24 protein-coding genes are annotated in these 22,779 nt (G+C 61.5%); 5 read left to right on the forward strand and 19 right to left on the reverse strand.

Features of this window, described 5'->3' with window-relative positions; all coding sequences use genetic code 11:
• Nucleotide 1 precedes the first annotated feature (1 nt).
• From HFO71_RS06010 to HFO71_RS06025, 4 genes are all read right to left on the reverse strand, one after another.
• Complete coding sequence (locus HFO71_RS06010; RefSeq protein WP_025394745.1) at nucleotides 2-1,282, reverse strand: multidrug effflux MFS transporter; 1,281 nt, start codon at nucleotides 1,280-1,282, stop codon at nucleotides 2-4.
• A gap of 35 nt (nucleotides 1,283-1,317) precedes the next feature.
• Nucleotides 1,318-2,523, reverse strand: a complete 1,206-nt coding sequence (locus HFO71_RS06015; RefSeq protein WP_077979199.1) for a multidrug effflux MFS transporter — start codon at nucleotides 2,521-2,523, stop codon at nucleotides 1,318-1,320.
• A 137-nt stretch (nucleotides 2,524-2,660) separates the two neighbouring features.
• Nucleotides 2,661-2,996, reverse strand: coding sequence for a Grx4 family monothiol glutaredoxin (gene grxD / locus HFO71_RS06020; protein ID WP_012757638.1), 336 nt, complete (start codon nucleotides 2,994-2,996; stop codon nucleotides 2,661-2,663).
• A gap of 250 nt (nucleotides 2,997-3,246) precedes the next feature.
• A complete protein-coding gene (locus HFO71_RS06025; protein WP_077978281.1) occupies nucleotides 3,247-3,477 on the reverse strand; it encodes a hypothetical protein in 231 nt (76 codons plus the stop codon).
• A 164-nt stretch (nucleotides 3,478-3,641) separates the two neighbouring features.
• Here HFO71_RS06025 and HFO71_RS06030 point away from each other — a divergent pair, with 164 nt between their 5' ends.
• Complete coding sequence (locus HFO71_RS06030) at nucleotides 3,642-4,823, forward strand: hypothetical protein (RefSeq protein WP_077979198.1); 1,182 nt, start codon at nucleotides 3,642-3,644, stop codon at nucleotides 4,821-4,823.
• A gap of 34 nt (nucleotides 4,824-4,857) precedes the next feature.
• Here the strand turns inward: HFO71_RS06030 and HFO71_RS06035 are convergent, their stop codons facing one another.
• The 4 genes from HFO71_RS06035 to HFO71_RS06050 form a co-directional block, all read right to left on the reverse strand.
• A complete protein-coding gene (locus tag HFO71_RS06035; protein WP_003540079.1) occupies nucleotides 4,858-5,091 on the reverse strand; it encodes a BolA/IbaG family iron-sulfur metabolism protein in 234 nt (77 codons plus the stop codon).
• Between the two features lie 19 nt (nucleotides 5,092-5,110).
• A complete protein-coding gene (purL, locus tag HFO71_RS06040; protein WP_077978280.1) occupies nucleotides 5,111-7,345 on the reverse strand; it encodes a phosphoribosylformylglycinamidine synthase subunit PurL in 2,235 nt (744 codons plus the stop codon).
• A 125-nt stretch (nucleotides 7,346-7,470) separates the two neighbouring features.
• Nucleotides 7,471-8,049, reverse strand: a complete 579-nt coding sequence (locus tag HFO71_RS06045) for an acyloxyacyl hydrolase (protein WP_131642162.1) — start codon at nucleotides 8,047-8,049, stop codon at nucleotides 7,471-7,473.
• A 122-nt stretch (nucleotides 8,050-8,171) separates the two neighbouring features.
• A complete protein-coding gene (locus tag HFO71_RS06050; RefSeq protein WP_077978278.1) occupies nucleotides 8,172-9,590 on the reverse strand; it encodes an aminotransferase-like domain-containing protein in 1,419 nt (472 codons plus the stop codon).
• An 81-nt stretch (nucleotides 9,591-9,671) separates the two neighbouring features.
• Between HFO71_RS06050 and HFO71_RS06055 the strand changes: the two genes are divergently transcribed.
• Complete coding sequence (locus HFO71_RS06055; protein WP_077978277.1) at nucleotides 9,672-9,929, forward strand: DUF1127 domain-containing protein; 258 nt, start codon at nucleotides 9,672-9,674, stop codon at nucleotides 9,927-9,929.
• 72 nt (nucleotides 9,930-10,001) lie between these two features.
• Here HFO71_RS06055 and HFO71_RS06060 read toward each other — a convergent pair whose 3' ends face one another.
• From HFO71_RS06060 to HFO71_RS06085, 6 genes are all read right to left on the reverse strand, one after another.
• Nucleotides 10,002-10,397 carry a hypothetical protein gene (locus HFO71_RS06060; RefSeq protein WP_077978276.1) on the reverse strand — a complete coding sequence of 132 codons (396 nt, stop codon included), beginning with the start codon at nucleotides 10,395-10,397 and terminating at the stop codon, nucleotides 10,002-10,004.
• 84 nt (nucleotides 10,398-10,481) lie between these two features.
• Complete coding sequence (gene purQ, locus HFO71_RS06065) at nucleotides 10,482-11,153, reverse strand: phosphoribosylformylglycinamidine synthase subunit PurQ (protein ID WP_077978275.1); 672 nt, start codon at nucleotides 11,151-11,153, stop codon at nucleotides 10,482-10,484.
• Between the two features lie 92 nt (nucleotides 11,154-11,245).
• A complete protein-coding gene (gene purS, locus HFO71_RS06070) occupies nucleotides 11,246-11,488 on the reverse strand; it encodes a phosphoribosylformylglycinamidine synthase subunit PurS (RefSeq protein WP_077978274.1) in 243 nt (80 codons plus the stop codon).
• A gap of 15 nt (nucleotides 11,489-11,503) precedes the next feature.
• Nucleotides 11,504-12,268: a phosphoribosylaminoimidazolesuccinocarboxamide synthase gene (gene purC / locus HFO71_RS06075; RefSeq protein WP_003540062.1), complete on the reverse strand. Its 765-nt coding sequence runs from the start codon at nucleotides 12,266-12,268 to the stop codon at nucleotides 11,504-11,506.
• Between the two features lie 250 nt (nucleotides 12,269-12,518).
• Complete coding sequence (locus HFO71_RS06080) at nucleotides 12,519-14,819, reverse strand: putative bifunctional diguanylate cyclase/phosphodiesterase (protein WP_077978273.1); 2,301 nt, start codon at nucleotides 14,817-14,819, stop codon at nucleotides 12,519-12,521.
• 92 nt (nucleotides 14,820-14,911) lie between these two features.
• Nucleotides 14,912-15,469 carry an RBBP9/YdeN family alpha/beta hydrolase gene (locus HFO71_RS06085; protein ID WP_077979197.1) on the reverse strand — a complete coding sequence of 186 codons (558 nt, stop codon included), beginning with the start codon at nucleotides 15,467-15,469 and terminating at the stop codon, nucleotides 14,912-14,914.
• Nucleotides 15,470-15,644: 175 nt separating this feature from the next.
• On the opposite strand from HFO71_RS06085, the gene HFO71_RS06090 reads away from it, so the two are divergent.
• Together HFO71_RS06090 and HFO71_RS06095 are read left to right on the forward strand one after the other, a co-directional pair.
• Nucleotides 15,645-16,451, forward strand: a complete 807-nt coding sequence (locus HFO71_RS06090; RefSeq protein ID WP_077979196.1) for a DUF2189 domain-containing protein — start codon at nucleotides 15,645-15,647, stop codon at nucleotides 16,449-16,451.
• A gap of 168 nt (nucleotides 16,452-16,619) precedes the next feature.
• The gene (locus HFO71_RS06095) at nucleotides 16,620-17,087 is read left to right on the forward strand and encodes a low affinity iron permease family protein (protein WP_077978272.1); all 468 of its coding nucleotides are present in this window, start codon (nucleotides 16,620-16,622) and stop codon (nucleotides 17,085-17,087) included.
• Nucleotides 17,088-17,644: 557 nt separating this feature from the next.
• Here the strand turns inward: HFO71_RS06095 and purB are convergent.
• The 5 genes from purB to HFO71_RS06120 form a co-directional block, all read right to left on the reverse strand.
• Complete coding sequence (gene purB, locus HFO71_RS06100; RefSeq protein ID WP_077978270.1) at nucleotides 17,645-18,952, reverse strand: adenylosuccinate lyase; 1,308 nt, start codon at nucleotides 18,950-18,952, stop codon at nucleotides 17,645-17,647.
• A gap of 73 nt (nucleotides 18,953-19,025) precedes the next feature.
• Nucleotides 19,026-19,511 (reverse strand): hypothetical protein, encoded by a 486-nt coding sequence (locus HFO71_RS06105; protein WP_027667533.1) that lies wholly within the window; start codon nucleotides 19,509-19,511, stop codon nucleotides 19,026-19,028.
• A 47-nt stretch (nucleotides 19,512-19,558) separates the two neighbouring features.
• Nucleotides 19,559-20,284 (reverse strand): DUF2259 domain-containing protein, encoded by a 726-nt coding sequence (locus HFO71_RS06110; protein WP_077978269.1) that lies wholly within the window; start codon nucleotides 20,282-20,284, stop codon nucleotides 19,559-19,561.
• Nucleotides 20,281-20,958, reverse strand: coding sequence for a ribulose-phosphate 3-epimerase (gene rpe, locus HFO71_RS06115; RefSeq protein ID WP_077978268.1), 678 nt, complete (start codon nucleotides 20,956-20,958; stop codon nucleotides 20,281-20,283). The genes HFO71_RS06110 and rpe overlap by 4 nt, the downstream gene beginning before the upstream one ends.
• A gap of 61 nt (nucleotides 20,959-21,019) precedes the next feature.
• Complete coding sequence (locus HFO71_RS06120; RefSeq protein WP_077978267.1) at nucleotides 21,020-22,102, reverse strand: branched-chain amino acid ABC transporter substrate-binding protein; 1,083 nt, start codon at nucleotides 22,100-22,102, stop codon at nucleotides 21,020-21,022.
• A 180-nt stretch (nucleotides 22,103-22,282) separates the two neighbouring features.
• Between HFO71_RS06120 and HFO71_RS06125 the strand changes: the two genes are divergently transcribed.
• Nucleotides 22,283-22,777 carry a flavin reductase gene (locus HFO71_RS06125; protein ID WP_020050115.1) on the forward strand — a complete coding sequence of 165 codons (495 nt, stop codon included), beginning with the start codon at nucleotides 22,283-22,285 and terminating at the stop codon, nucleotides 22,775-22,777.
• Nucleotides 22,778-22,779: the final 2 nt, after the last annotated feature.

Consider the following 22,779-nt stretch of genomic DNA (forward strand, 5'->3'; position numbering starts at 1 on the left):
CTCAAAAGTGGGCCGCACCCGGATCGAGCTGCGGGCTGTCGCCGGGGTGGGTGAAGAGTTTGCCGTTTTCCGCCCAGAGCGTGGCCGCGATTGTCACCGCGCCGAAGAGGGCGAAGCCGCCGAAGAGCGGCTGCACCGTGCCGTTGAACATCTGGCCGACCAGGCCGCCGAGGATGGCGCCGGCCGTCGTCGAGACGAAGCCGGTGATGGCGGTCGCGGTGCCTGCGAGATTACCCATTGGCTCGAGGCTGATGGCGGTGAAATTGGTGGCGATCAGAGCAAACATCATCAGCACGATGGTGAAGATGCCATAGGCGATGGCGAAATCCGGCTTGCCGGTCAGCGAATAGAAAAAGCCGACAGCCGATAGCGCCGTGAAGATCAGCAGGGCGGCGTGCGAGATACGGCGCATGCCGAACTTGCGCACGAAGAAGCCGTTGGCGAAATTGGCGACGGCGATGCCGCCGGCGGTCGCCGCAAAGGCGATCGGCAGCCAGTCGCCAAGGCCATAGACCTCGCCGAAGACCTGCTGCACCGAGATCACATAGGCGCTGATGACGCCGGTGAACATGGTGAGGCCGATCATGTAGCCGCAGGTGATGCGGTTGGTGAGCACGGTCTTGAAGCCATCCACGACAGAGGCGACCGACAGCGGCAGCCGCTCTTCCGGCGGCAGCGATTCCTTCAGCCGCAGGAGAGCCCAGACGAACAGGACGGTGGCGATGATGCCGAGCAGGATGAAGATCCAGTGCCAGTTGGCATAAAGGATGATGAGCTGGCCGACGGATGGGGCAACGATCGGCACGATCATAAAGACGATCATCACATAGGACATAACACGGGCCATTTCGCGGCCACCGAAGCAGTCGCGCACCATGGCCATGGTGGTAATGCGCACGGCCGCACCGCCAATACCCTGGACAAAACGCATAACGAGCAGCATTTCGAAGCTGCCGGTCGCTGCGGCGGCAAACATTCCGACAATATAGCAGGCCAAGCCGCCGAGCAGGATGTTGCGGCGGCCGAACGTATCCGAAAGGCTGCCGAAGAAGATCTGCGAGACGCCGAATCCTAAGAAGAACACGCCGATGATCAACTGCGCGTCGTTGGTATTGGTGACGCCGAGGGAATGGCCGATATTGGGTAATGCCGGCAGCATGCTGTCGATCGCCATGGCAACGCTGGCGGTCATGATGGCGATGGTAACGACGAATTCGCCAAAGCCCATGCCGATACGGCGGGAGCCCTGGTTTTCCTGGTGCGGTTTATGTGGCGGCGTCATGTGGTGAAATCCCGGATGCGAATGAGGTCGGCCGTTCAGACGGCTGGGTTTTGCGATTGGAAGAGGCGGCCCTTCTCGGCGATCAGCACGAAGACGAGCCCGATGATCGACACAAAGAAATAACCGGCGACCATCGGCAGCGCAGTGCCGTCGAAGGCCTGGCCGATGCCGGCGCCGATGATGGCGCCGCCGACCGTGCTCATGAAGCCGAGGACGGAGGAGGCGGTGCCGGCGACGTGGCCGAGCGGCTCCATGGCGAGCGAATTGAAGTTCGAGCCGATCCAGCCGAACTGGAACATGGAAAGGCCGAAGAAGGAGATGAACAGCGCGAAGGGCATCGGCTCGGTGCTGGCCATCTGGACGATCAGCCAGACGGTGTTGATGGCGATGAAGCCGATGAGCGAGCCGTGCGACAGGCGGCGCATGCCGAGCTTGCCGACGAAGCGCGAATTGAAGAAGGACGACAGCGACATGAAGATCGCCACGCCGGCAAAGGCGACGGGGAAATAGGCGCCGAGATCGTAGATGCCGACATAGACCTGCTGGGCCGAATTGATGAAGCCGAACAGCGCGCCGAAGATGAAGGTGCTGGCGATGGTGTAGCAGAGCGCGACGCGATTGGTCAGCACCAGCTTGAAGGCGCCGAAGATCGAGCGGGCGGTGAAGGGTCTGACATTGGCGGGATGCAGGGTCTCCGGCAGGCGTAGATAGGCCCAGACGGCGATGCCAGTCGCCATGGCGGCGATAAACAAGAAGATCAGGTGCCAATTGCCGAAGAACATGACGATCTGACCCGCGCCGGGCGCAATCACCGGCACGATCATGAAGACCATCATGATCAGCGACATGACTTCGGCCATCTGTCGTCCGCCATAGATATCGCGGACGATGGAGATGGTGATGACGCGGGTGGCCGCCGAGCCGATGCCCTGGACGAAGCGCAGCACCAGCAGGCCGGCGAAGGAGGGAACGAAGACGATGCCGATGGCCGAAACGATATAGACGACGAGGCCGAACAACAGCGGCGTACGGCGGCCGAAGCGATCGGAAAGCGGTCCGTAGAACAGCTGGGCGCAGCCGAAGCCGAGCAGATAGGAGGAGACGACGAATTGCCGGTGGTTCTCGCTCTCGACGCCGAGGCTCGCGCCGATCTGCTGCAAGGCCGGGAGCATGATGTCGATCGCCAGCGAGTTGATGGCCATCAGGAAGGCTGCGAGCGCGATGAATTCTCGCTTGCCCATGGGCAGGCGGCCCGCGGACACGGCTTGTGAAGAATCTGTCACAATGAAATTCCCATAAACAGGTCAAGGCGCTGCTAGCCGCAGCGCCTCGAACTCAAGAAACAGATTTGGAAACCGGGCGGACGTCCGGTGACCGGTCAGGAGGCGGCGCGCACCGCGATGCCATTTTCCTGGAGATGCTGCTGCAGTTCACCAGCCTGGAACATTTCCCGGACGATGTCGCAGCCGCCGACGAACTCGCCCTTTACGTAGAGCTGCGGGATCGTCGGCCAGTTGGAATATTCCTTGATGCCCTGGCGGATTTCCGAATCGGCGAGCACGTTGACGCTCTTGTAATCGACGCCGATGTAATCGAGAATCTGCACGACCTGGCCGGAGAAACCGCACTGCGGAAACTGAGGCGTGCCCTTCATGAAAAGGACGACGTCGTTGCTCTTGATTTCGTTGCCGATGAATTCGTGAATGCCGCTCATGGACCTAATCCTTTCAACAGGCGGGTTAAAGGCCCACCGTTTCAATCGTTGCCTTTAGATAGCATGCGACAGCAGGAATTCCAGCTGCCCGAACCAAAAAAATACCAATTCGGGCAGGCCGTTGCCGGGGCTGTTGCCGTCGCGCTACTGCACATCAAAGTGCGACAGCGTCCTTTGCACGTCTTAAAAGACGCGCGGCGCTGCAGCGGAGCGGAATTCATCCGAAAGCCGCTCATATTTTCATCGTGTCTTAGCTGCGTCGCTGACGGCTGCGGCCGGCGGCGGTGCGGCGCTTGCTGACCTGTTTGCGGGCGGGCTTGGGCTTGGCCGAGGTCGCCTTGCGCGCAACCTTCGTCGTCGTGGCGGGGCGTGTCTTACGCCTCCTGCGCTTCGTCGTGATGCGGCCGGTGGTCTTCTTCAGGATCTCCTTCAGCACGCTGTCGACGACGCCTGATATCAATTCTTTGACTAGGTCGGCCACAAAACCCCTCCGTTCGTGATGGAAACGACATGGCTGCTATTGAATTCCGGAAGAGTTCGGTTAGCAAGACGGCTTCGAGACCATAGGTGCTTTTTGCCCATATCAGCGGCGCAGCATCCGGATCGCAGCAACATGCCGGCCATTCGCCCGGCCGGAAGAGTGGAATGAAACTGATCGAGAAGCGGGTCGTCCTGCATTTCCCGGGCTTCGAGCCGCTTGACGGCGTTGCCCACAGGGCGCGCTACGAGCGTTCGGCCAGGCAGAGTGCCGCCGTCTGGAGTTATTCGATTGAGACGGGGCCAGTGGATGCGGGGAGCGATCCGGTCAGTTTCGAGGTCACGACGGCTGAGAGGGTAGCGGCGCCCGAGGCAGGGACCGGTTCCCCCGGCTGGCAGACGAAGAGCCGCATCCATATGGTCGATCACGATATACTGGTGCGCAAGCTGCGTGCCGGCAACACGCTGAGCCAGATCATTGCGGGCTTCCGAAGCTGCGCCGAGATCATGCTGGATGGCGGGATGCGGGGATATTTCCGCCACGCCTGGCGCTTCGGCCTGTTCTTCCTCTTTCCGTTCCTGCTGACGGCGCTGGCGATCGTGCTGACCGCGCAAATCGCCATCCTACCCTATGCTGTCGGCTTTTCGCCGTGGCACATGCTCTGGAGTGGGCCGCTGGCGCTCTGTTTTTTCATCTTCGCCTTCCTGCCATTTTCCGAACGCTTCCATACGCTGCATCTCTTCGCCGATTGGGAGATGGCGGTGGCGCTCGGCCGCATGGACCGGGCGGATTTCAACGACTGGCTGGAAGACCGAGCCACTGCCGTGCGCAAGGCGCTCGACGAAGAGGCGGACGAGTATGTGATCTCCTCGCACAGCATGGGATCGAACGTCGCCGCCCATGTCATCGGCATATTGCTGGAAAGGGAGCCGGAGCTCTTCAAGGGCAAGCGCGTGGTGTTTGCCACACTCGGCAGCGCCATCCTGCAATGCGCGCTGCTGTCATCGGCGACGCTGCTGCGCGCCCGCGTCGGGCTGATCGCCCGCTGTCCCGAGATTTCCTGGCTCGATGTGCAGTGCCTGACGGATTCGATCAATTTCTACAAGGTGCCGGTCGTTGCCGTCTCCAGCCATGCGGATGCGCCTCAAGCGAAGATGATCCTGATCCGCGTCAAGCAGATGCTGACGCGCGAGCACTATCGCAAGATCCGCAAGGACCAGCTGCGCGTTCACCGGCAATATGTGCTTGGGCCTGATCTGCAGGCGCCCTTCGACTTTACGCTTTTGACATCCGGGCCGATGCCGGCCTCGGTCTTTGCCGATCCCGACGAAAAGAGAATGCCCGGCTGAGGGCCGGGCATCGTCAGCCGGATTGCGTCGGGCTCTATTCCGGCGCCGAGGTCTGCAGGGCAAGAGCGTGCAACACGCCGCCCATATTGCCCTTCAGCGCCTCGTAGACCATCTGGTGCTGTTGCACGCGGCTCTTGCCGCGAAAGGCTTCGGCGACGACTTCGGCGGCGTAATGATCGCCGTCGCCCGCCAGATCGCGGATCGTCACCTTGGCACCGGGAATCCCAGCCTTGATCATGTCTTCGATATCGCCGGGTTTCATGGCCATGATCGTTACTCCTTGCGCATCATTCCGCAGCGGCAAGTTCGCCGCGGCCTTCCATGAAATCAGGGAACCATGATTCATGGGCATCGCGCAATTGCTGAATCGGCAGCGAGATGAGATCGCCGACGACGAGCGCCGTTCCTCCGACCGTGCCGAGACGGCGGAAGGGAACACCGCCACCTTCTGCATTGACGCAGACGAAATCGGCGACATCGGCAGGCAAGGTCAGGACGTAGCGGGCCTGATCCTCACCGAAGAGCAGCGCATGCGTTTCACCCTTGCCTTCGCTCAGATCGATCGTCAGGCCTTTGCCCGAGGCCATGGCCATTTCGGCGAGCGCCACGGCAAGGCCGCCCGAGGAGATGTCGTGGCAGGCGGTCGCCTGGCCGTTGCGGATGACGGAGCGGACGAAATCGCCATTGCGTCTTTCGGCGAACAGATCCACTTCAGGAGCCGGACCTTCGCGGCTGGAAAGCACGTCGCGGAGATAGACGGACTGGCCGAGATGGCTGCCGTCGACGCCGATCATGATCACCTTGTCGCCGTCGTTGGCGCTGCCGATGCGAGCCATCTTGCGCCAGTCCGGCAGCAGGCCGACGCCTGCGATTGTCGGGGTCGGCAGGATGGCGACGCCGTTGGTCTCGTTGTAGAGCGAAACGTTGCCTGACACGATCGGGAAATCCAGCGCCCGGCAGGCCTCGCCAATACCTTTCACCGCCTGAACGAACTGGCCCATGATTTCTGGCTTTTCGGGATTGCCGAAGTTCAGATTGTCGGTGGCGGCGAGCGGTTCGGCGCCTGTCGCGGTGATGTTGCGCCAGCATTCGGCGACCGCCTGCTTGCCGCCTTCGAAGGGATCCGCCTCGACATAACGCGGGGTGACGTCGGAGGAGAAGGCGAGCGCCTTGGAGGGATGGCCGTCGACGCGTACGACGCCGGCATCGCCGCCTGGAAGCTGCAGCGAATTGCCCTGGATCAGCGTGTCATACTGCTCATAGACCCAGCGGCGGCTCGATTGGTTGGCGGAGCCGACGAGCTGCAGCAGCGCCTGGCCGTAATCCTGAGGAGCGGCGACGAGATTGGCGGGCAGGGGGGCATGCTTGCCGGGCTCGCGCCATGGGCGATCATATTCCGGCGCCTGGTCGCCCAGATCCTTGATCGGCAGGTTGGCGACTTCCTCACCCTGGTGCATGACGCGGAAGCGCAGATCGTCGGTTGTCCAGCCGACGATGGCAAAGTCGAGGCCCCACTTGACGAAGATCGCCTTGGCTTCCTCTTCCTTCTCCGGCTGCAGCACCATGAGCATGCGCTCCTGGCTTTCCGACAGCATCATTTCGTAGGCCGTCATTCTCTCTTCGCGCACCGGCACCTTGTCGAGTTCGAGCAGGATGCCGAGATCGCCCTTGGCGCCCATCTCGACGGCAGAGCAGGTGAGGCCGGCCGCACCCATGTCCTGGATGGCGATGACTGCGCCGGTCTGCATCAGCTCGAGGCAGGCTTCCAGCAGGCACTTTTCGGTGAAGGGGTCGCCGACCTGAACGGTCGGACGCTTCTCTTCGATCGATTCGTCGAATTCGGCCGATGCCATCGTCGCGCCGCCGACGCCGTCACGGCCGGTCTTGGCGCCGAGATAGACGACCGGAAGACCGACGCCCTTGGCTTCGGACAGGAAGATGGCGTTCGACTTCGCAATACCGGCGGCAAAGGCGTTAACCAGGATGTTGCCGTTGTAGCGGGCGTCGAACTCGACCTCACCGCCGACCGTCGGCACGCCGAAGGAATTGCCGTAGCCGCCGACGCCGGAAACGACGCCGGAGACGAGGTGGCGGGTCTTGGGGTGATCCGGCTCGCCGAAGCGCAGCGCGTTCATCGCGGCGATCGGGCGCGCGCCCATGGTGAAAACGTCGCGCAGGATGCCACCGACGCCGGTCGCGGCGCCCTGATAAGGCTCGATATAAGAGGGGTGGTTGTGGCTCTCCATCTTGAAGACGACGCAATCGCCGTCATCGATATCGACCACGCCAGCATTTTCGCCCGGGCCCTGGATGACGCGCGGCCCTTTGGTCGGCAGCGTGCGCAGCCACTTCTTCGAGGATTTGTAGGAGCAGTGCTCGTTCCACATGGCAGAAAAGATGCCGAGCTCGGTAAACGTCGGTTCGCGGCCGATCAGATCCAGAATACGCTGGTACTCGTCCGGCTTCAGGCCATGCCTCGCAATGAGTTCGGGCGTGATCGGGATGGTGTTTGGAATGGTCATGAGCGGAAAATCCCTGGCGCGTTTTGCGCTGTCTTTAGCTTATGTAGCGGCGACGCGCGACAGGAAAATGCCCGCCGTCAACAGCGGGCCGGCAACTTCTTCCTGATGATGAAAAGTGGTCGCTGCTAGAATTTGTAGCCGATCTGCAGACCGGCGCGTGTCATGCCGTCGTTCGGCCCATCGCAGAGATTGGCATGCGAGGAGTGAGCGATCTGAGCCATGACGTTCCAGTGGGCGGTGAAACGATAGCCGGCACCCAGATATTCGTGGAAGAGGACGCGACAGCCGAGTTCTGGGCCGTCGTCATCGCCTTCGAGATCGCCGGTATGGATGACGCCGCCGAAGCCGGCTTCGGCAAAGAGCTTCTCGTTGAAATCGACCGTCCAGGTGAAACCGGTGAAGAACTGGGTGGCTTCGCCCGACGTCCCGATCGAGGTTCCGAGATGCACACGAGGGTGCAGCAGCTGTTGCTGCCAGCCGACCGCCGTGTCGTAGCCGAAAGGATCGAAGAGAGCGGTAATTTCGGGAAAGACGCCGTCTTCCCTGGAATGGCCCGATTGTACCGAGGTCGAGACGCCGAAGCGCAATTCATCAAATATCTGCTCGCCAGCACTTGCCGAGCCCGCAACCGGGATAGCGGCTGCCGCTGCCAACGATGCCATACCCAAAAAACGCAACGCGATCTTTCCGAAGTCGACCCTCATTTGCTGTCCTCTGATTCGCGTCTGACGGGAACAACAAAGAGGTAACATGGAGGTTGAGTCGGTGAAGCGCTCGGAATACGCTCCGGCGTTTTTTCCGAATTATGACGTGTATTTGCAACAGGTCATATTTCGCCATCATAGGCGGATCCGCCATTTTCCAGCAGCCGGCGCAGGATCATCAGGCCCGAGATCAGTTCCTGCCCCGTCTTCGGCGAGGAAAAACCGATGCGAACGCGATGATAGGGTCGCTCTCCGCGCGCCGACTTGAACTCGTCCTCGTCGTCGACGAGCACGCCGTCGCGGAAGGCGGCATTCTTGAAGGTGCCCGACATCCAGGGTTCCGGCAGTTTCAGCCAGAGGAAGGGCGCGTGTATGTGTGATTCGAAATCGAAGCCCTGCAACTGTTCGCGGGCGAGCCGGACGCGCCGGGAGAGTTCCTCGACACTTGCCTTGCGAATCTCGTGCGCCATGCCGCTCTCGACGAGGCGCGCGCAGGTCTCCGCCAGGATGAAGGGCAGGCCGCCGGTGATCATCCTGTGCGTCACCTTGATGCGCTGGGCAAAATGCGGCGGGCAGGCGACCCACCCGCCGCGCACGCCGGCGGCGACCGATTTCGACAGGCCGTTGACGAGGAAGGTGCGGTCGGGCGCAATCGAGGCCAGCAGCGGCGTATCGTCGTCGGCCATGCCGCCGTAGAGGTCGTCTTCGATCAGCCAGACGCCGTGTTTCCTGGCGATTGCGGCGATGGCCGCGCGCCGCTCATAGGGCATGATCGCCAACGTCGGATTGTGGACGGTCGGCATCAGGAAGGCGATCTTCGGATGCTGCTGCTGACAGAGCCGTTCGAAATCCTCTGGAATTACGCCCAGTTTATCGGAATCGACCGTCAGCGTGCGGCGGCCGAGAAGGCGGGCGCTGCGGCTGACCTGGGTATAGGTGAGATCCTCGAAGACGATCTTGTCCCCTGGCGCCGAGACGGCGGCGATGACTGATATCGCCGCCGCATGGGCGCCGAGCGTCGGCACGATGTTTTCGACCTCCGGCGTCCAGCCGCTGCGGGCAAGCCACAACCGGCCGGCCTCGAACCAGTTGCGCGGGAAGCTCCGGGAATAGGAGGAGATTTCGGCAAGATGCTGCTCGCCGATCTCGGCGAGGATGCCTGCGATGATCTTGCCCTGGCCGAGATCGGGCGCGGCTGTCGTATCGAAGCGGATCTTGTTGGCAGGCGCATCCTGGATGCGGGTGCCACTGAGCGAGACGGTCAGCGGATCGATCTGTTCGCCGGGCGGCGTTTCGGAGCGGTTCAGCACATAGGTGCCGCGCCCCACTTCGCCGGCGACCAGGCCGCGCTCATGCACCAGCGCATAGGCGCGGCCGATCGTGCCGATCGTCACGCCGATATCGTAGGCAAGGTTGCGCTGCGGCGGCAACTTGCTGCCGGCGGGCAGGGCGCCGCTTGATATGGCGGATTCGATGCTGTCGGCAAGCCGGAGATAGACCGGCCCGGAGCCGCGGGAAATATCGGGAAGCCAATTTGTCATGGTGACAATTGTATATATTGGCACATTGTACCCGTCAAGCGTATGAGTCAATTCCAATGGCAAATCGAGAGGATTCTTGGAATGTCTGCCTTGCCTGAGATCAAAATGCCGATTGTACCGATTGTCTCTTGTGATGACAGGAGACAAATCATCCTCCGCGACACGCCCGCCGAAGTGACGCCGCGTTTGGGCCGAATCTGGGGTGCCATTCTTCTCTGGCATCAGAAGCGGGAAGGCCGGCGCGCGCTGAGAGGCCTGACGGCGACCGAACTCAAGGATATCGGTGTGTCGCAGTCCGATGCCGCGCGCGAAGTCGGCAAGTCGTTTTTCTGGGACTGATTATGCAGAACTCAAAGAGTTACAGCGCTGTTCGCGCGTCTGAAAAGACGCGTAACGCTGTCATCGCCGGGATCAGCTGCAGGCCTTGTTGCCGCCGGACCAGCGATTGACGTCGGCGGTGATGCGGCCGGCGACCGGTTCCTGCATCATCGGGCCGAAGGCCTGCAGGCGCGACGGACTTCCCTCGGCCTGCACGACGAGCAGCGGCCGACTTTCCGGGCTGCCCTTATGGACGAGCAGGATGCGCGGACGGCCGGAGAAGGAATTGAGCTCCGGCGCGAGCTTGTAGGCTGCAAAGGCCGGATCGCCCGATTTGAACCAACAGGCATTGGCGCCGAGGGCCACGCGCTCCATCGTCGGCAGCGCGGCGCGGTTCGGGCCTGTCGGCGCCGGCGTCTGGCAGGCTGCCACCATGGCTGCGAGAGCGGTCAACAGGGCGGCGTTTGCGACGGAGAGGCGAGGGCGCATCGATTGCTCCAGATCCGAACAGAAGGATTTTCGTGTGCATCCCGTTGCCCAAGACCGCTACGCGCGCTTGGGCGACGTGCGGGTTCAGGCGGCGATGACGTCGAGCGCCGAGGCGAAGAGGCCGCGGCCGTCCGAACCGCCATGGGCGGCCTCGATCAGGTTCTCGGGATGCGGCATCATGCCGAGCACGTTGCCCTTTTCGTTCATGACGGCGGCGATATCGTTGATCGAGCCGTTCGGATTGGTGCCTTCGGCATAACGGAACACCACCTGGCCTTTGCCTTCGATCGCAGCCAGCGTCGCATCGTCGGCGAAATAATTGCCGTCATGATGGGCGACCGGGCAGCGAATGACCTGGCCCTGCGCATAGGCGCGGGTGAAATCCGTCTCGGCATTGACAACTTCGAGCTTGATCTCGCGGCAGACGAATTTCAGCGAGGAATTGCGCATCAGCGCGCCGGGCAGCAGGCCGGCCTCGACGAGGATCTGGAAGCCGTTGCAGACGCCGAGGACTTTCACGCCCTTTGCAGCCTTGTCGATGATCGCCTGCATGACCGGCATGCGGGCGGCGATCGCGCCGCAGCGCAGATAATCACCATAGGAAAAACCGCCCGGGATGACGATCAGATCGACATCGGGGATCTCGGTTTCCGTCTGCCAGATCGTTACCGGTGCCTGGCCGGAGATTTTGGTCAAGGCGGCGATCATGTCGCGGTCGCGGTTGAGGCCCGGAAGTTGAACGACGGCTGATTTCATGGGTGCTGTTCAAACCTTGCTTGTGTTTGTGCCAGTTCCCGAAGCGGCGACAGTGTTTCGATGTGCTTCGGGCATTGCCAATTTCGCAATGTTCAGTCGATCGCGATTGCGTAGTTCTCGATCACCGTGTTGGCGAGTAGTTTTTCGCACATGGCCTTGAGGTCGGCCTCAGCCTTGCCCTTGTCGGCGCCATCAAGCTCCAGGTCGAAGACCTTGCCTTGTCTTACATGGCCGACGCCCGAGAAGCCGAGGGCACTGAGCGCACCCTCGATAGCCTTGCCCTGCGGATCGAGAACGCCGTTTTTCAGCGTGACGGTGACACGAGCCTTGATCACTTTGTCTTTCCTGCCTTACTTGACGAGAACCGGGCCGGTGCCGCGCACAGGCTCGTTTTCATTGATGATGCCGAGACGGCGCGCGACTTCGGAATAGGCTTCGAGCAATCCGCCGAGATCGCGGCGGAAGCGGTCCTTGTCCATCTTCTCGTGGGTTTCGATATCCCAGAGCCGGCAGCTGTCCGGCGAGATTTCGTCGGCGAGGATGATGCGCATCATATCGCCTTCGAAGAGGCGGCCGCATTCGATCTTGAAATCGACGAGCTGGATGCCGACGCCAAGGAAGAGGCCGGTCATGAAGTCGTTGACGCGAATGGCAAGCGCCATGATGTCATCGAGTTCGGCAGGGTTTGCCCAACCGAAGGCGGTGATGTGCTCTTCGGAGACCATCGGATCGTCGAGCGCGTCGGACTTGTAATAGAATTCGATGATCGAGCGCGGCAGCACGACGCCTTCGTCGATGCCGAGGCGCTTGGCGAGAGAACCGGCGGCGACATTGCGCACGACGATCTCCAGCGGGATCATCTCCACTTCCTTGATCAACTGCTCGCGCATGTTGAGCCGGCGGATGAAATGAGTAGGGATGCCGATCTTGTTCAGATGGCTGAAGATATATTCGCAGATGCGGTTGTTGAGGACGCCCTTGCCATCGATGACTTCGTGTTTTTTCTTGTTGAAGGCAGTGGCATCGTCCTTGAAGAACTGGATCAAAGTGCCCGGTTCCGGGCCCTCATACAGAATCTTTGCCTTGCCCTCGTAGATACGGCGGCGACGGTTCATCGTGGTCATTCTCTATTGTTGGCGCTCTTGGGATAGCGCGAGTGGATCGATCTCGTGGCGTCCCCTTAAAGGAAAAGAGAGGGTTTCACAATCCGCCTGACGCTCCTTCCCCGGTTTCAAGATTCTGTGGCCCTGGTTTCCAATTTTACGGAATACCGCCAAGAGAATCGAATGAATTCGCAAGAGGAGTTTAGCGCCTTTTCCTCTACGGTGGAATGAAGGCGAAATGGCGGGCCGCTTATGCAGGTTTTTATTTGGCAGCTCTGCTTGGCAGCGCGCGACGAAGCTGCGCCTGCAAGGCGCGAGCGGCGATTTGCCCGTGCCGCCAGCTTCCGGAACGAATGAAGGAGGGGATCTGCATGGCCGGCATCGGCCGGGCAAGTGCGTAGCCCTGCAGCGTGTCACAGTCGAGTTCTTCGAGTATGCGGATATGCTCCGCCGTCTCGACGCCCTCGGCGATGACGAGGATGTTCAGCGAGCGGCCGATATCGATGATCGAGCCGACGAGTTTGCGCTGCTCGGCCGATTGCGGCAGCATGCGGATCAGCTCGCGGTCGATCTTCAGCGTCTTCGGGCTCAAGCGCAACAGGCTGACGATCGAGGCATGGCCGGTGCCGAAATCGTCGATCTGGATGTCGATGCCGAGCTTGCGCAGCTTTTTCAGGTTGGCGGCCACCGCCTCGTCGCAATCGTCGAGCGAGATCGATTCCAGCAGCTCGAAGGAGAAGGTGCCGGGCTCGATCTTCAAGGCGCGGAGCTTCTTGCCCAGATCTGGATCTGCGAGCCGTCTGGCGGAGACGTTGACCGATATCTTCGGGATCGGCAGCCCGTCCTTCAGCCACACCTTCCGGTCGGCAATGGCGCGCTCCAGGATGAGGGCGTCGATGGTCGAGACGACGTCGAGATCCTCGGCGATGTCGAGGAAGCGGTCGGGCGTCAGCAGCCCGTGCACCGGATGCTGCCAGCGGGCCAGTGTTTCGACGCCTGCAATATCGAGCGTGCGGGCATCAAACTGCAGCTGATAGAAGGGCACGAATTCATTGCGTTCGAGGCCGATCAGGATCTCGTCGGCAAGGTGCTTGGCGGAGATGATGTCGCGGCGAGCAGCGGCCGAGAAGAATTCGAAGCGGTTGCGGCCCAGACCCTTGGCACGATAAAGGGCGATATCGGCGTCGAGCAGCATCTGCTTGGCGTCGAGCTTCGGTCCGCTGTCGATGGCGATGCCGATGCTGGCGCCGAAACGGCAGTCGTGTCCCTCATATCTGACGGGTTTGCGCAATTCGCGGATGACACGCTCGGCAAGGCCGGCGATCTTCTTCGATGCGGGATCGACAATGCAGAGGATGACGAATTCGTCGCCGCCGATGCGGGCGACGAAATCGACGGCGCGGACGGACGTTCTCAGCACGCTTGCGGCATGCTGCAGCATGGCGTCGCCGGCTCGGTGGCCGAGCGTGTCGTTGATCTGCTTGAAACGGTCGAGATCGATATGGAGGATCGCTAGCGCCAGGCCCTTGGCCCGGCATTCGGCCGAGCGCTCATCCAGCATCTTGTCGAGATAGCGGCGGTTCGGCAGCCCGGTGAGGTAATCGTGTAGTGCCAGGTGCTCGATGCTCTCCTTGGTGGCTTCGAGCTCGCGGTTGCGCGCCTCGGCCAGATCCTTGGCGCGCTGCAGTTCGTTGCGGAGCGCGACTTCTTCGGTGACGTCCCAGTTGGCGCCGATGAGTTTGCGGTGGCCGTTGCCGTCGACGAAGAAGGCCGAGCGGGCGCGGATCACGCGTTCGGCGCCGTCGCCGCGGATGATGCGATATTCCTGCTGGAAATCGCGGCCGCTTTCGACGCTGCGGTCGGCCAGGCCGAGCACGCGCTCGCGGTCATCGGGATGCAGACTTTTCGCCCAGGCGTCGCCGGCGATCTGGCGCGAGGCGCCCTGCAGCCCGTAAATGGCGATGAGGCGGTCGTCCCATTCGACGGTATCGTGCTCGATATCGGCTTCAAATACGCCGATGCGGGAGATCTCTAACGCCAGATCCAGGCGGCGCGACAAACGCGACAGCGTCTCTTCGGCCTGCTTCCGGGCAGTAATATCCGTGTCCGTGCCGACGATGCGCGTCGGCACGCCGTTCTCGTCCCATTCGACGCAGGCGCCGCGGCACTCGATCCAGACCCAGTGGCCGTCCTTGTGGCGCTCGCGATATTCGAAGATCCGGTAATTGGGATCGCCGGCATTCTGCCGGTCGATCGCATGGACAACGAAATCGCGATCGTCTGGGTGAACAAGCTGCAGCCAGGCCTGGTAATCGCCGTCGGCTTCCTCCTCGGGCGCCATGCCGCGGATGGTCTTCCACGTCGGCGAATAATATTTTCGGTCGAGACGGTAATTGTGATCCCATACGCCGAGGCCAGAGCCGACCAGCGCATAATTCCAGCGGCTTTCGCGCTCGGCCAGGTCGGAATCGTCGGTTGCTGCCCCATTGCTGATGCCTGTCTCGGCCGCTGCTGCATCGCCATGCGCATCGCCGGCCTCTGGATGGGCTTTCTTCACGGGCATTCTCGCTTATCTCACCTCGGCGCAGTCTGCTGTCATTCCATTAAGAAAGACTTAGAAAGCACCTGCTCAACAAGCGAGAATGCGGGTTTTCCTCAATCAGCGGAGAGCCGGCCGAGGAACTGGGCAAAGACCATGGTGCCTTCGGGCCAGGGGCCATGACCGGAATCGGCATTGATGTGGCCGGCCTCGCCGGCATCGACGAGGAAGGAGCCCCAGCTGCTGGCAACATCATCGGCATGTTCGTAGCTGCCGAACGGATCGTTGCGGCTGGCCACGGTGATCGACGGGAAGGGCAGCGGATCGCGTGGATAGGGGCCGAAGGTCATCAGGTGCTTCGGGCGGATATCGGGATTGGCGACATCGGGCGGGGCGACGAGGAAAGCGCCCGCCACCCGGTTGCGGAAATGCGGGATGGCATGGATCACCGAGGGCACGCCCAGCGAATGGGCGATGAGAACGACCGGGCGGGTCGAAGCGTTCACCTCCTCGGCGATGCGGGCGATCCAGTCCTCGCGGACCGGCTTCGTCCATTCGGCCTGTTCGACGCGCCGCGCCGTGCTGAGCTTTGCCTCCCAGCGGCTCTGCCAGTGGCTCGGGCCGGAATTGGTGTAACCGGGGATGATGAGGATATCTGCGTCTGAGGCTTTCATGATGCCGCCGATGTGAGAAAGCTGGTCCAAGATGTCAAGAGGGGGTGTCAAGGGAGGGAGCGACACGGGCCCTGAAAGTTGCTATATTCCTCCAGTGCCGGTTGCGGATTTCGTATCGGCTTGCCCGCCGATGCTGTCCGCCGCCGATCAGGTCTCGGCTGAGGAGGAGAAAGCCATGGCGGCATTTCACGTCATGACGGGTGCAAGCGAAAGCTTAGCGCGGCCCGTCGTCAATCGCATCGGTATCGCCGACGTCTTCGACGCGCTGAAGCGCGGATACGACGATTTCATGGAGAAACCGTCCCACTATGTGTTTCTGTGCCTGATGTACCCGATCGCCGGCGTTTTCCTGACGTTGTGGACCTCGGGCGCCAACCTTTTGCCGATGGTCTTCCCGCTGATGGCGGGTTTCGTGCTGATCGGCCCGATCGCAGCGATTGGCCTCTATGAGATCAGCCGCCGGCGCGAGGCTGGCCTCGACGCGTCCTGGACGCATGCGCTCGACGTGCGCCATTCGCCGGCGCTGCCGTCGATCGTCGCGGTCGGCTTGATGCTCTGCGGCCTCTTCATCGTCTGGCTGGTGACGGCGCAGACGCTCTACAGCAATCTGCTCGGCGAGGTCTTTCCGCGCAGCATGGGGGATTTCTTCCGCCAGGTCTTCGGCACGTCGGAGGGCATGCAGCTGATCATCTGGGGCAACCTCATCGGCTTCGTCTTTGCGCTCGTCGTGCTGGCGATAACCGTCATCACCTTTCCGCTACTGCTCGACCGCGATGTCGGGGCGGTGGCCGCCGTCACGGCGTCGATCCGCGCGACGATTCTCAATCCGGTGCCGGTGCTGCTCTGGGGCCTGATTGTCGCCGCGATGCTCGTGATCGGCACGATCCCGATCTTTGCCGGGCTTGCACTCGTCATCCCGATCCTCGGCCATGCGACCTGGCATCTCTATCGCAAGCTGATTGCGCGGGAAGCCACAGCGTAACCACAGCCCTTTCTGCGGGGAATCCCGGCCCCGGGGGAATCTGGGATCCCTGGGGGAATCTGAGATACCCCGGGAACCTCGAACCTGCCTCGGAGTTTGTTTAGCGCGGAGCATGACGTCGCCGACATCATGCTCCAGAGACTTCGAGGGAGGTTTTCAGAGGTGACGATGAAGCATCTGTTTGCCCGCTTCGCAACCAAGACATCGGAATGGGCGGGCAAACCCGTTGCTTTCATCCTGGCGCTGACGGTTGTCGTCATCTGGGCCTCGCTCGGCCCCTTTTTCGACTATTCGGAAACATGGCAGCTGATCATCAATACGGGCACGACGATCATCACCTTCCTGATGGTCTTCGTGCTGCAGAACGCCCAGACGCGCGACACGCGGGCGATCCAGGCGAAGCTCAATGAAATCATCCTGACCAGCCATGCCGAAAACCGCTTCATCGGCATCGAAAATCTCGACGAGGAAGAGCTGAAGCACCTCAACCAGCTGGTCGCCAAGGCCGCCAAAGGCAGGGGTGAGACGGAGGCTTGCAGAGTATCGGAGTCAACCGAAGCGGCAAATGCGGCGCCGTCGAAAAAGGCGGAGGCGCGGAAACGCTCTGTTGCCGCCAAAGCGCCGAAGCAGAAATAACGGCCGCTTGAGAAAAGCTAAACTATGAAATACAATCGGCACTTATATTCAGTTCATTAAATCCAACTCGGCAGGGGAAAATGAACGACTCTTTCTTAGAGAGCCGCAGGTCGAGCTGTTCTTTCAGGCTTATTTCATAGGAATGACGGTAGGCCATTTGCCATTTTTCTTCGACGATATCGGCTTTATCGCGTTTATTCCAAAGTTTATTGTTTCGCTACCAATCATTTTTATATTATTCATTTTTTATTGTGTGAAATACAGCGAAATTAATTCGCGGCCATTTCTTTGGTCGTCTAACATTTTTACAGTAACTTTGTTGCTGATTGCTGCGGCTTTCTTATTGTTGTCAGGCGGAAGTATTCATAGGCTGACCTTGTTAGCTTTTTTCCTAATCATTTCTCTGCCTTCTATCCTTGTCTCATGCATCTACTTCCCAGTTATGATCAGGCTGCGACTAAGGAAAGAAGCCGTCCGATAGATTCTCGACGGGGAAGTATGCCGGCGGAAAAACGGCGCCTGCAAGGGCGCCGCTATATCGTCGATTGCAGGTCCGCTCAGGCCTCGCCAAAAACCCGCCGGAAGATCGTATCGACATGCTTGGTATGATAGCCAAGGTCGAACTTCTCCCGAATATCCTCTTCGGAAAGCGCAGCACGGACTTCGGCGTCTGCAAGCAGCTCTTCGAGAAAATCTTTGCCCTGTTCCCAGACCTTCATAGCGTTGCGCTGGACGAGGCGGTAGGCGTCCTCGCGAGAGGTGCCCGCCTGGGTCAACGCCAGCAGGACACGCTGCGAATGGACGAGGCCGCGGAATTTGTTGAGGTTCTTTTCCATGTTCTCGGGATAGACCAGCAGCTTTTCGATGACGCCGGCAAGCCGCGACAGGGCGAAATCGAGCGTCACGGTGGCATCGGGGCCGATCATGCGCTCGACCGAGGAATGCGAAATATCGCGTTCATGCCAGAGGGCGACGTTTTCCATCGCCGGCATGGCGTAGGAGCGGACCATGCGGGCAAGGCCAGTCAGGTTTTCGGTCAGAACCGGGTTGCGCTTGTGCGGCATGGCCGAGGAGCCCTTCTGGCCGGGCGAGAAATATTCCTCGGCTTCCAGTACCTCGGTGCGCTGCAGGTGGCGGATCTCGGTTGCCAGGCGCTCGATCGACGAGGCGACGACGCCGAGGGTGGCGAAATACATGGCGTGGCGGTCGCGCGGGATGACCTGCGTCGACACCGGCTCGGCCTTCAGGCCAAGCGCCTCGGCGACATGTTCCTCGACGCGCGGATCGATATTGGCGAAGGTGCCGACGGCCCCCGATATGGCGCAGGTCGCGACTTCCTCGCGGGCGGCGACGAGGCGTTGGCGGCAGCGCTCGAATTCGGCATAGGCGAGCGCCAGCTTGACGCCGAAGGTGGTGGGCTCGGCATGGATGCCGTGCGAACGGCCGATGGTGACGGTGTCCTTGTGTTCAAAGGCGCGGGTTTTCAGCGCTGCGAGCAGGCGGTCGATATCGGCAAGCAGGATGTCGGTGGCGCGGACCAGCTGTACGTTGAAGCAGGTGTCGAGCACGTCGGACGAGGTCATGCCCTGGTGGACGAAGCGCGCATCCGGGCCGACGATCTCGGCGAGATGGGTGAGGAAGGCGATGACGTCATGCTTGGTGACGGCCTCGATCTCATCGATGCGGTCGACGTCGAAGGTGGCGGCGCCGCCTTTCTCCCAGATCGTCTTTGCCGCCGATTTCGGGATGACGCCGAGTTCGGCCAGCGCGTCGCAGGCATGCGCCTCGATCTCGAACCAGATGCGGAACTTGGTTTCGGGAGACCAGATGGCGACCATTTCGGGCCGGGAATAACGCGGGATCATGGGCGGCTGCCTTCACTTCAAGAGGTTTGCTTTATCGAGGTTAGCGCCCCTGTAGCAAAGAAGGGCGGCAATCTCAACGCATGCGTTTGGCAAGATGATAGCTGCTTGCGACAAGACAGACGAGGCCGAGCGGCAGGAAGAGGCGCAGGCCGATCACCAGGAACTGATAGACGGCGCTGATGCTGGTGAAGACGAACTGGAACGCCCAGACGATACTGCCGAAGGGCGCATGCCAGCGCGAATAGAACATCCGGTATTCCATGGCGAAGAGGAAGGCGGTCATCAGGATCGTGGCCGCTGTCAGCGTCACGAAAAAAGCAGCAAAACGTGTTTCCAGCGGTCTGTCAAAGGCGAGGAAGCGGGCAACCGGCAGGGCGAACGGCCAGGCGAACAGGCCGCCGGCGAAATAAAGTGCGGCGATCTCGGCAAGGCGGCTCGTCTGCAGGCCGTTGCGCAGGTAAAGGCCGAGCATGGCAGCGGCAAGCATCTGCATTCCCCAAAGCAATGCGCCGGCGATCAGGTCGGGGTAGGGCGGCCGTGCAGCTCTTAGACGATCCATCCTGGGGCGATCCGTCCTCGGGTGATCCGTCCTCGGGCGATCCATGCTCAGGGATGAACCGGAACGGCAATCCAGCGTCCGTTCCTGTCCGCATCGAAGGCCAGAACGAGGGCGATGTGAACCTGGTTTCCGCCTTCCGGCTGATAGACCACGGCGCCGCCGATCCGGTATTCGACGGAACACACGCGCTCGGCGGGAACCGCGGTCGCCTGGCGCGCCGCCTGCCGGTTCGGAGCGCCTTCCTTCTCGATCATCTGCAGGCTGAAGCCGATGACCCGCTTGTCGACCGCAGCGCAATCCTTCGGCGTCGGCACCGGCATCTCGCCGAGCGAGAGCGTATAAGGCGCTTTCGGCGGACCGTCGGTTGCAAGCGTCGTGTAGCGAAGCGTCTTCGAGGGCGAGCCGAGTTCGGTCGGCGGATTGAAGGCGGCGATCAGGCCGGGATTGGTCAGCAGATCGTATTTGTCCATCTGGCTGCGCGCCGCCGTCAGGTTCTGCCGCCGCGCCTTGGAAAGATTGGCGTCCTTGTCGGTCAGCTCGGTATGAAAGGGCGTGCCCTCGAGATAGTGGCCGTCTTCGGTATCGATGAAATAGGTGTTGGAGTAGGGAAGGTTGCCGCTCTCCTCGATGCCGAACTCCTGAAATCCGAAAACCTTGCCGTCGGCGGAAAAACCGATCGGCTGGATATTGGCGATATCGCCGGCAAGTGACAGGCCGGGCAGGCCGGCAAATGCGACGGCAAGCATGCCACCAATAATCAGACGTTTGTTCATGTTCGTGCCCCTTCGGCTGCCTGACGCAGATCGGCGACTGTCCGGCGGTAATCCTCGACCGTATCGCCCTTGAAAATTGCCGAGCCGGCGACGAGGACGTTGCCGCCCGCCCGCGCGATATCAGGCGCCGTTTCCACCGTGACGCCGCCGTCGACCTCGAGCTCGATCGGCCGGTCGCCGATCAGTGACTTCGCCGCCGCGATCTTCTTCGCCATGGCCGGAATGAACTTCTGCCCGCCAAAGCCGGGATTGACCGACATGATCAGAATGAGATCGACATCGTCGAGCACGTTCTCGATGGCGGTAAGCGGCGTCGCCGGATTGATCGTCACGCCGACCTTCTTGCCGAGATTACGGACGGTCTGCAGCGAGCGGTGCAGATGCGGTCCGGCTTCGGCATGGACGGTGATACGGTCGCAGCCGGCCTTGGCGAAGGCTTCGAGATAGTCGTCGACCGGCGAGATCATCAGGTGGCAGTCGAAGGTGGCTGATGTATAGGAGCGCAGCGACTTGATGACATCCGGGCCGAAGGAGATGTTCGGCACGAAATGGCCGTCCATTACGTCGAGATGGATCCAGTCGGCGCCGGCGGCCGTCACGTCGCGCACCTCCTCGCCGAGCCTGGCAAAATCCGCTGCGAGGATCGAGGGGGCAATGCGAATGGGCAGCGTCATCAAATCTTACTCCGTATGGGCCGCCAGAGCGCGGGGCCTGAATTCAAGGCTGGCGCGCCGTTCATTGCGTCGGCGCGGCAGGTGGAAAAAAGCCGTTGCCCCGCCATTCGAGCAGACGGTAGGGGTTTTGCGAAAGTTCATGCGCACCGGTGAAGGCAATAGTGCCGACCGGCGTCTGGAATGTCGTGCCGAGAAGCATCTCCTGGAGGGGCTTGCCCGCCGCGGCGGCGGCTTGCCCCGCCTGGCCGGCAATGAGGGCTGCGGCCAGCGACGGCAGGACATAACCTTCCGGCTCGACGCCTTTGGCGCGCAGCGCATCGGCTGTCGCTGCGCTTTCCGGCAGTAGGGCGTATTCGGGCAGGGCGACGGCGCGCACGCCATCTGCGAGCGGCAGCGGCTGATTGGCGGCGCGCATGGCATCGCCGCCGAGGATGGACAGCGGGATGTTCTCGGCCTTGGCGTCGCGGGAGATGACGGCGACGTCGTTGCGGTCGCCGCCGATGAAGACCCTGGTGGCGCCGGCACGTTTCAGGCGGCGGACGAGGGCAATCTGCTGCTCCTGTCCCGGCCGGTAGGTGTCGGTAAAGACCGGCTTAAGGCCGTTCTGCTCCAGCGCATTGCGGACCGCTTCCGTCAATTCGCGGCCATGGATGGTGCCGTCCTCGATCAGGGCGATCGGATCGGCGGCCCAGTCTTTCAGGATCACCTCGATGACCTTTGCCGCCTCGGCGCCGTCGGCGGGCGCCGCCCGGAAGAGCGGCCAGCCGTTCTTCAGCGCATCCTCCATCAGGATGCGGGAGCGCACGGAGACGGTGATCGCCGGAATATTGGCGTCCTTCAGCTTCGGCAGCGCGCCTTCCAGCGTCTCACTGCAGAGAAAGCCGACCGCCACCTGCACCTTGGCATTGACAAGCGCATCGGCGACCGCGGCACCACTATTCTCCTCGCAGGTCTCGTTGATGGCGACGAGGGTATTTCCGGACTGCTGGATCTCGAAACCGGCGCCGGCGGCAATCTGGGCGCCGAGGAGGGCGAGCGGTCCGTTCTGAGGGGCGACGACACCGATCATCACGCCGGCCGCATTGCTTTCAGCCGCCGCTCCCAGCAGCGCCAGAAAAGCTGCTATGCCACGCAGGTTGATCATGAAAGGCGGAGATCCCTAGCCATCGTCCATGCCCTTTTATCCGCAAGGCCGCGATCGTCAAAGAAAAACAAGCGCAACGCAGCGCTTTTCACCGGTGCTATTGTAGAAAAGGTAACCGATGCTCGCCATATTGGCGCGATAGCAAAGACCAACCGGATAAAACGCATACGGGAGAAGCAGGTGTTGAACAGGCAGCATATCGACCCCGGCCTTTATCGCGATGCCATGAGCCGGTATGCCGGCCATGTGCAACTCGTGACGACGGCGATGGGCGAACTGCGCCGCGGCGTCACCATCACCGCCGCCTGCTCGGTCTCGGACAATCCAGCCTCGGTGCTGATCTGCCTCAACAACACCAATCCGAAGAACGAGATCTTCTTCCGCAGCGGCATCTTCGCGCTGAACACGCTCGGCGCTCATCATCAGAGCGTCGCCGACGCCTTTTCCGGGCGCACGTCGCTTGCCAATGACGACCGTTTCGACAGCGCCCGTTTCGAGATGCTCGTGACCGGCGCGCCGGTGCTGGCCGATGCGCTCGCCGCCTTCGATTGCCGGGTGATCGACATCAAGGAAATGCCGACGCACAATGTCATCTTCGGCGAGGTTGCGGCTGTCCGCTTCAGCGAAAAACACCCGGCGCTCATCTATATGAATCGGGATTATCACGCGTTGTGATT

Source organism: Rhizobium laguerreae (assembly GCF_019778565.1).
In the GTDB taxonomy this organism is placed as follows: Bacteria; Pseudomonadota; Alphaproteobacteria; order Rhizobiales; family Rhizobiaceae; genus Rhizobium; species Rhizobium laguerreae.

Bases quoted from the DNA above. Each gene is read 5' to 3' on its own strand.
- HFO71_RS06010 (WP_025394745.1), bottom strand. From the start codon at position 1,282: ATGACGCCGCCACATAAACCGCACCAGGAAAACCAGGGCTCCCGCCGT.
- HFO71_RS06015 (WP_077979199.1), bottom strand. From the start codon at position 2,523: ATGGGCAAGCGAGAATTCATCGCGCTCGCAGCCTTCCTGATGGCCATC.
- grxD (WP_012757638.1), bottom strand. From the start codon at position 2,996: ATGAGCGGCATTCACGAATTCATCGGCAACGAAATCAAGAGCAACGAC.
- HFO71_RS06030 (WP_077979198.1), top strand. From the start codon at position 3,642: ATGAAACTGATCGAGAAGCGGGTCGTCCTGCATTTCCCGGGCTTCGAG.
- HFO71_RS06035 (WP_003540079.1), bottom strand. From the start codon at position 5,091: ATGGCCATGAAACCCGGCGATATCGAAGACATGATCAAGGCTGGGATT.
- purL (WP_077978280.1), bottom strand. From the start codon at position 7,345: ATGACCATTCCAAACACCATCCCGATCACGCCCGAACTCATTGCGAGG.
- HFO71_RS06045 (WP_131642162.1), bottom strand. From the start codon at position 8,049: ATGAGGGTCGACTTCGGAAAGATCGCGTTGCGTTTTTTGGGTATGGCA.
- HFO71_RS06050 (WP_077978278.1), bottom strand. From the start codon at position 9,590: ATGACAAATTGGCTTCCCGATATTTCCCGCGGCTCCGGGCCGGTCTAT.
- HFO71_RS06055 (WP_077978277.1), top strand. From the start codon at position 9,672: ATGTCTGCCTTGCCTGAGATCAAAATGCCGATTGTACCGATTGTCTCT.
- HFO71_RS06060 (WP_077978276.1), bottom strand. From the start codon at position 10,397: ATGCGCCCTCGCCTCTCCGTCGCAAACGCCGCCCTGTTGACCGCTCTC.
- purQ (WP_077978275.1), bottom strand. From the start codon at position 11,153: ATGAAATCAGCCGTCGTTCAACTTCCGGGCCTCAACCGCGACCGCGAC.
- purC (WP_003540062.1), bottom strand. From the start codon at position 12,268: ATGAACCGTCGCCGCCGTATCTACGAGGGCAAGGCAAAGATTCTGTAT.
- HFO71_RS06080 (WP_077978273.1), bottom strand. From the start codon at position 14,819: ATGCCCGTGAAGAAAGCCCATCCAGAGGCCGGCGATGCGCATGGCGAT.
- HFO71_RS06085 (WP_077979197.1), bottom strand. From the start codon at position 15,469: ATGAAAGCCTCAGACGCAGATATCCTCATCATCCCCGGTTACACCAAT.
- HFO71_RS06090 (WP_077979196.1), top strand. From the start codon at position 15,645: ATGGCGGCATTTCACGTCATGACGGGTGCAAGCGAAAGCTTAGCGCGG.
- HFO71_RS06095 (WP_077978272.1), top strand. From the start codon at position 16,620: ATGAAGCATCTGTTTGCCCGCTTCGCAACCAAGACATCGGAATGGGCG.
- purB (WP_077978270.1), bottom strand. From the start codon at position 18,952: ATGATCCCGCGTTATTCCCGGCCCGAAATGGTCGCCATCTGGTCTCCC.
- HFO71_RS06105 (WP_027667533.1), bottom strand. From the start codon at position 19,511: ATGGATCGTCTAAGAGCTGCACGGCCGCCCTACCCCGACCTGATCGCC.
- HFO71_RS06110 (WP_077978269.1), bottom strand. From the start codon at position 20,284: ATGAACAAACGTCTGATTATTGGTGGCATGCTTGCCGTCGCATTTGCC.
- rpe (WP_077978268.1), bottom strand. From the start codon at position 20,958: ATGACGCTGCCCATTCGCATTGCCCCCTCGATCCTCGCAGCGGATTTT.
- HFO71_RS06120 (WP_077978267.1), bottom strand. From the start codon at position 22,102: ATGATCAACCTGCGTGGCATAGCAGCTTTTCTGGCGCTGCTGGGAGCG.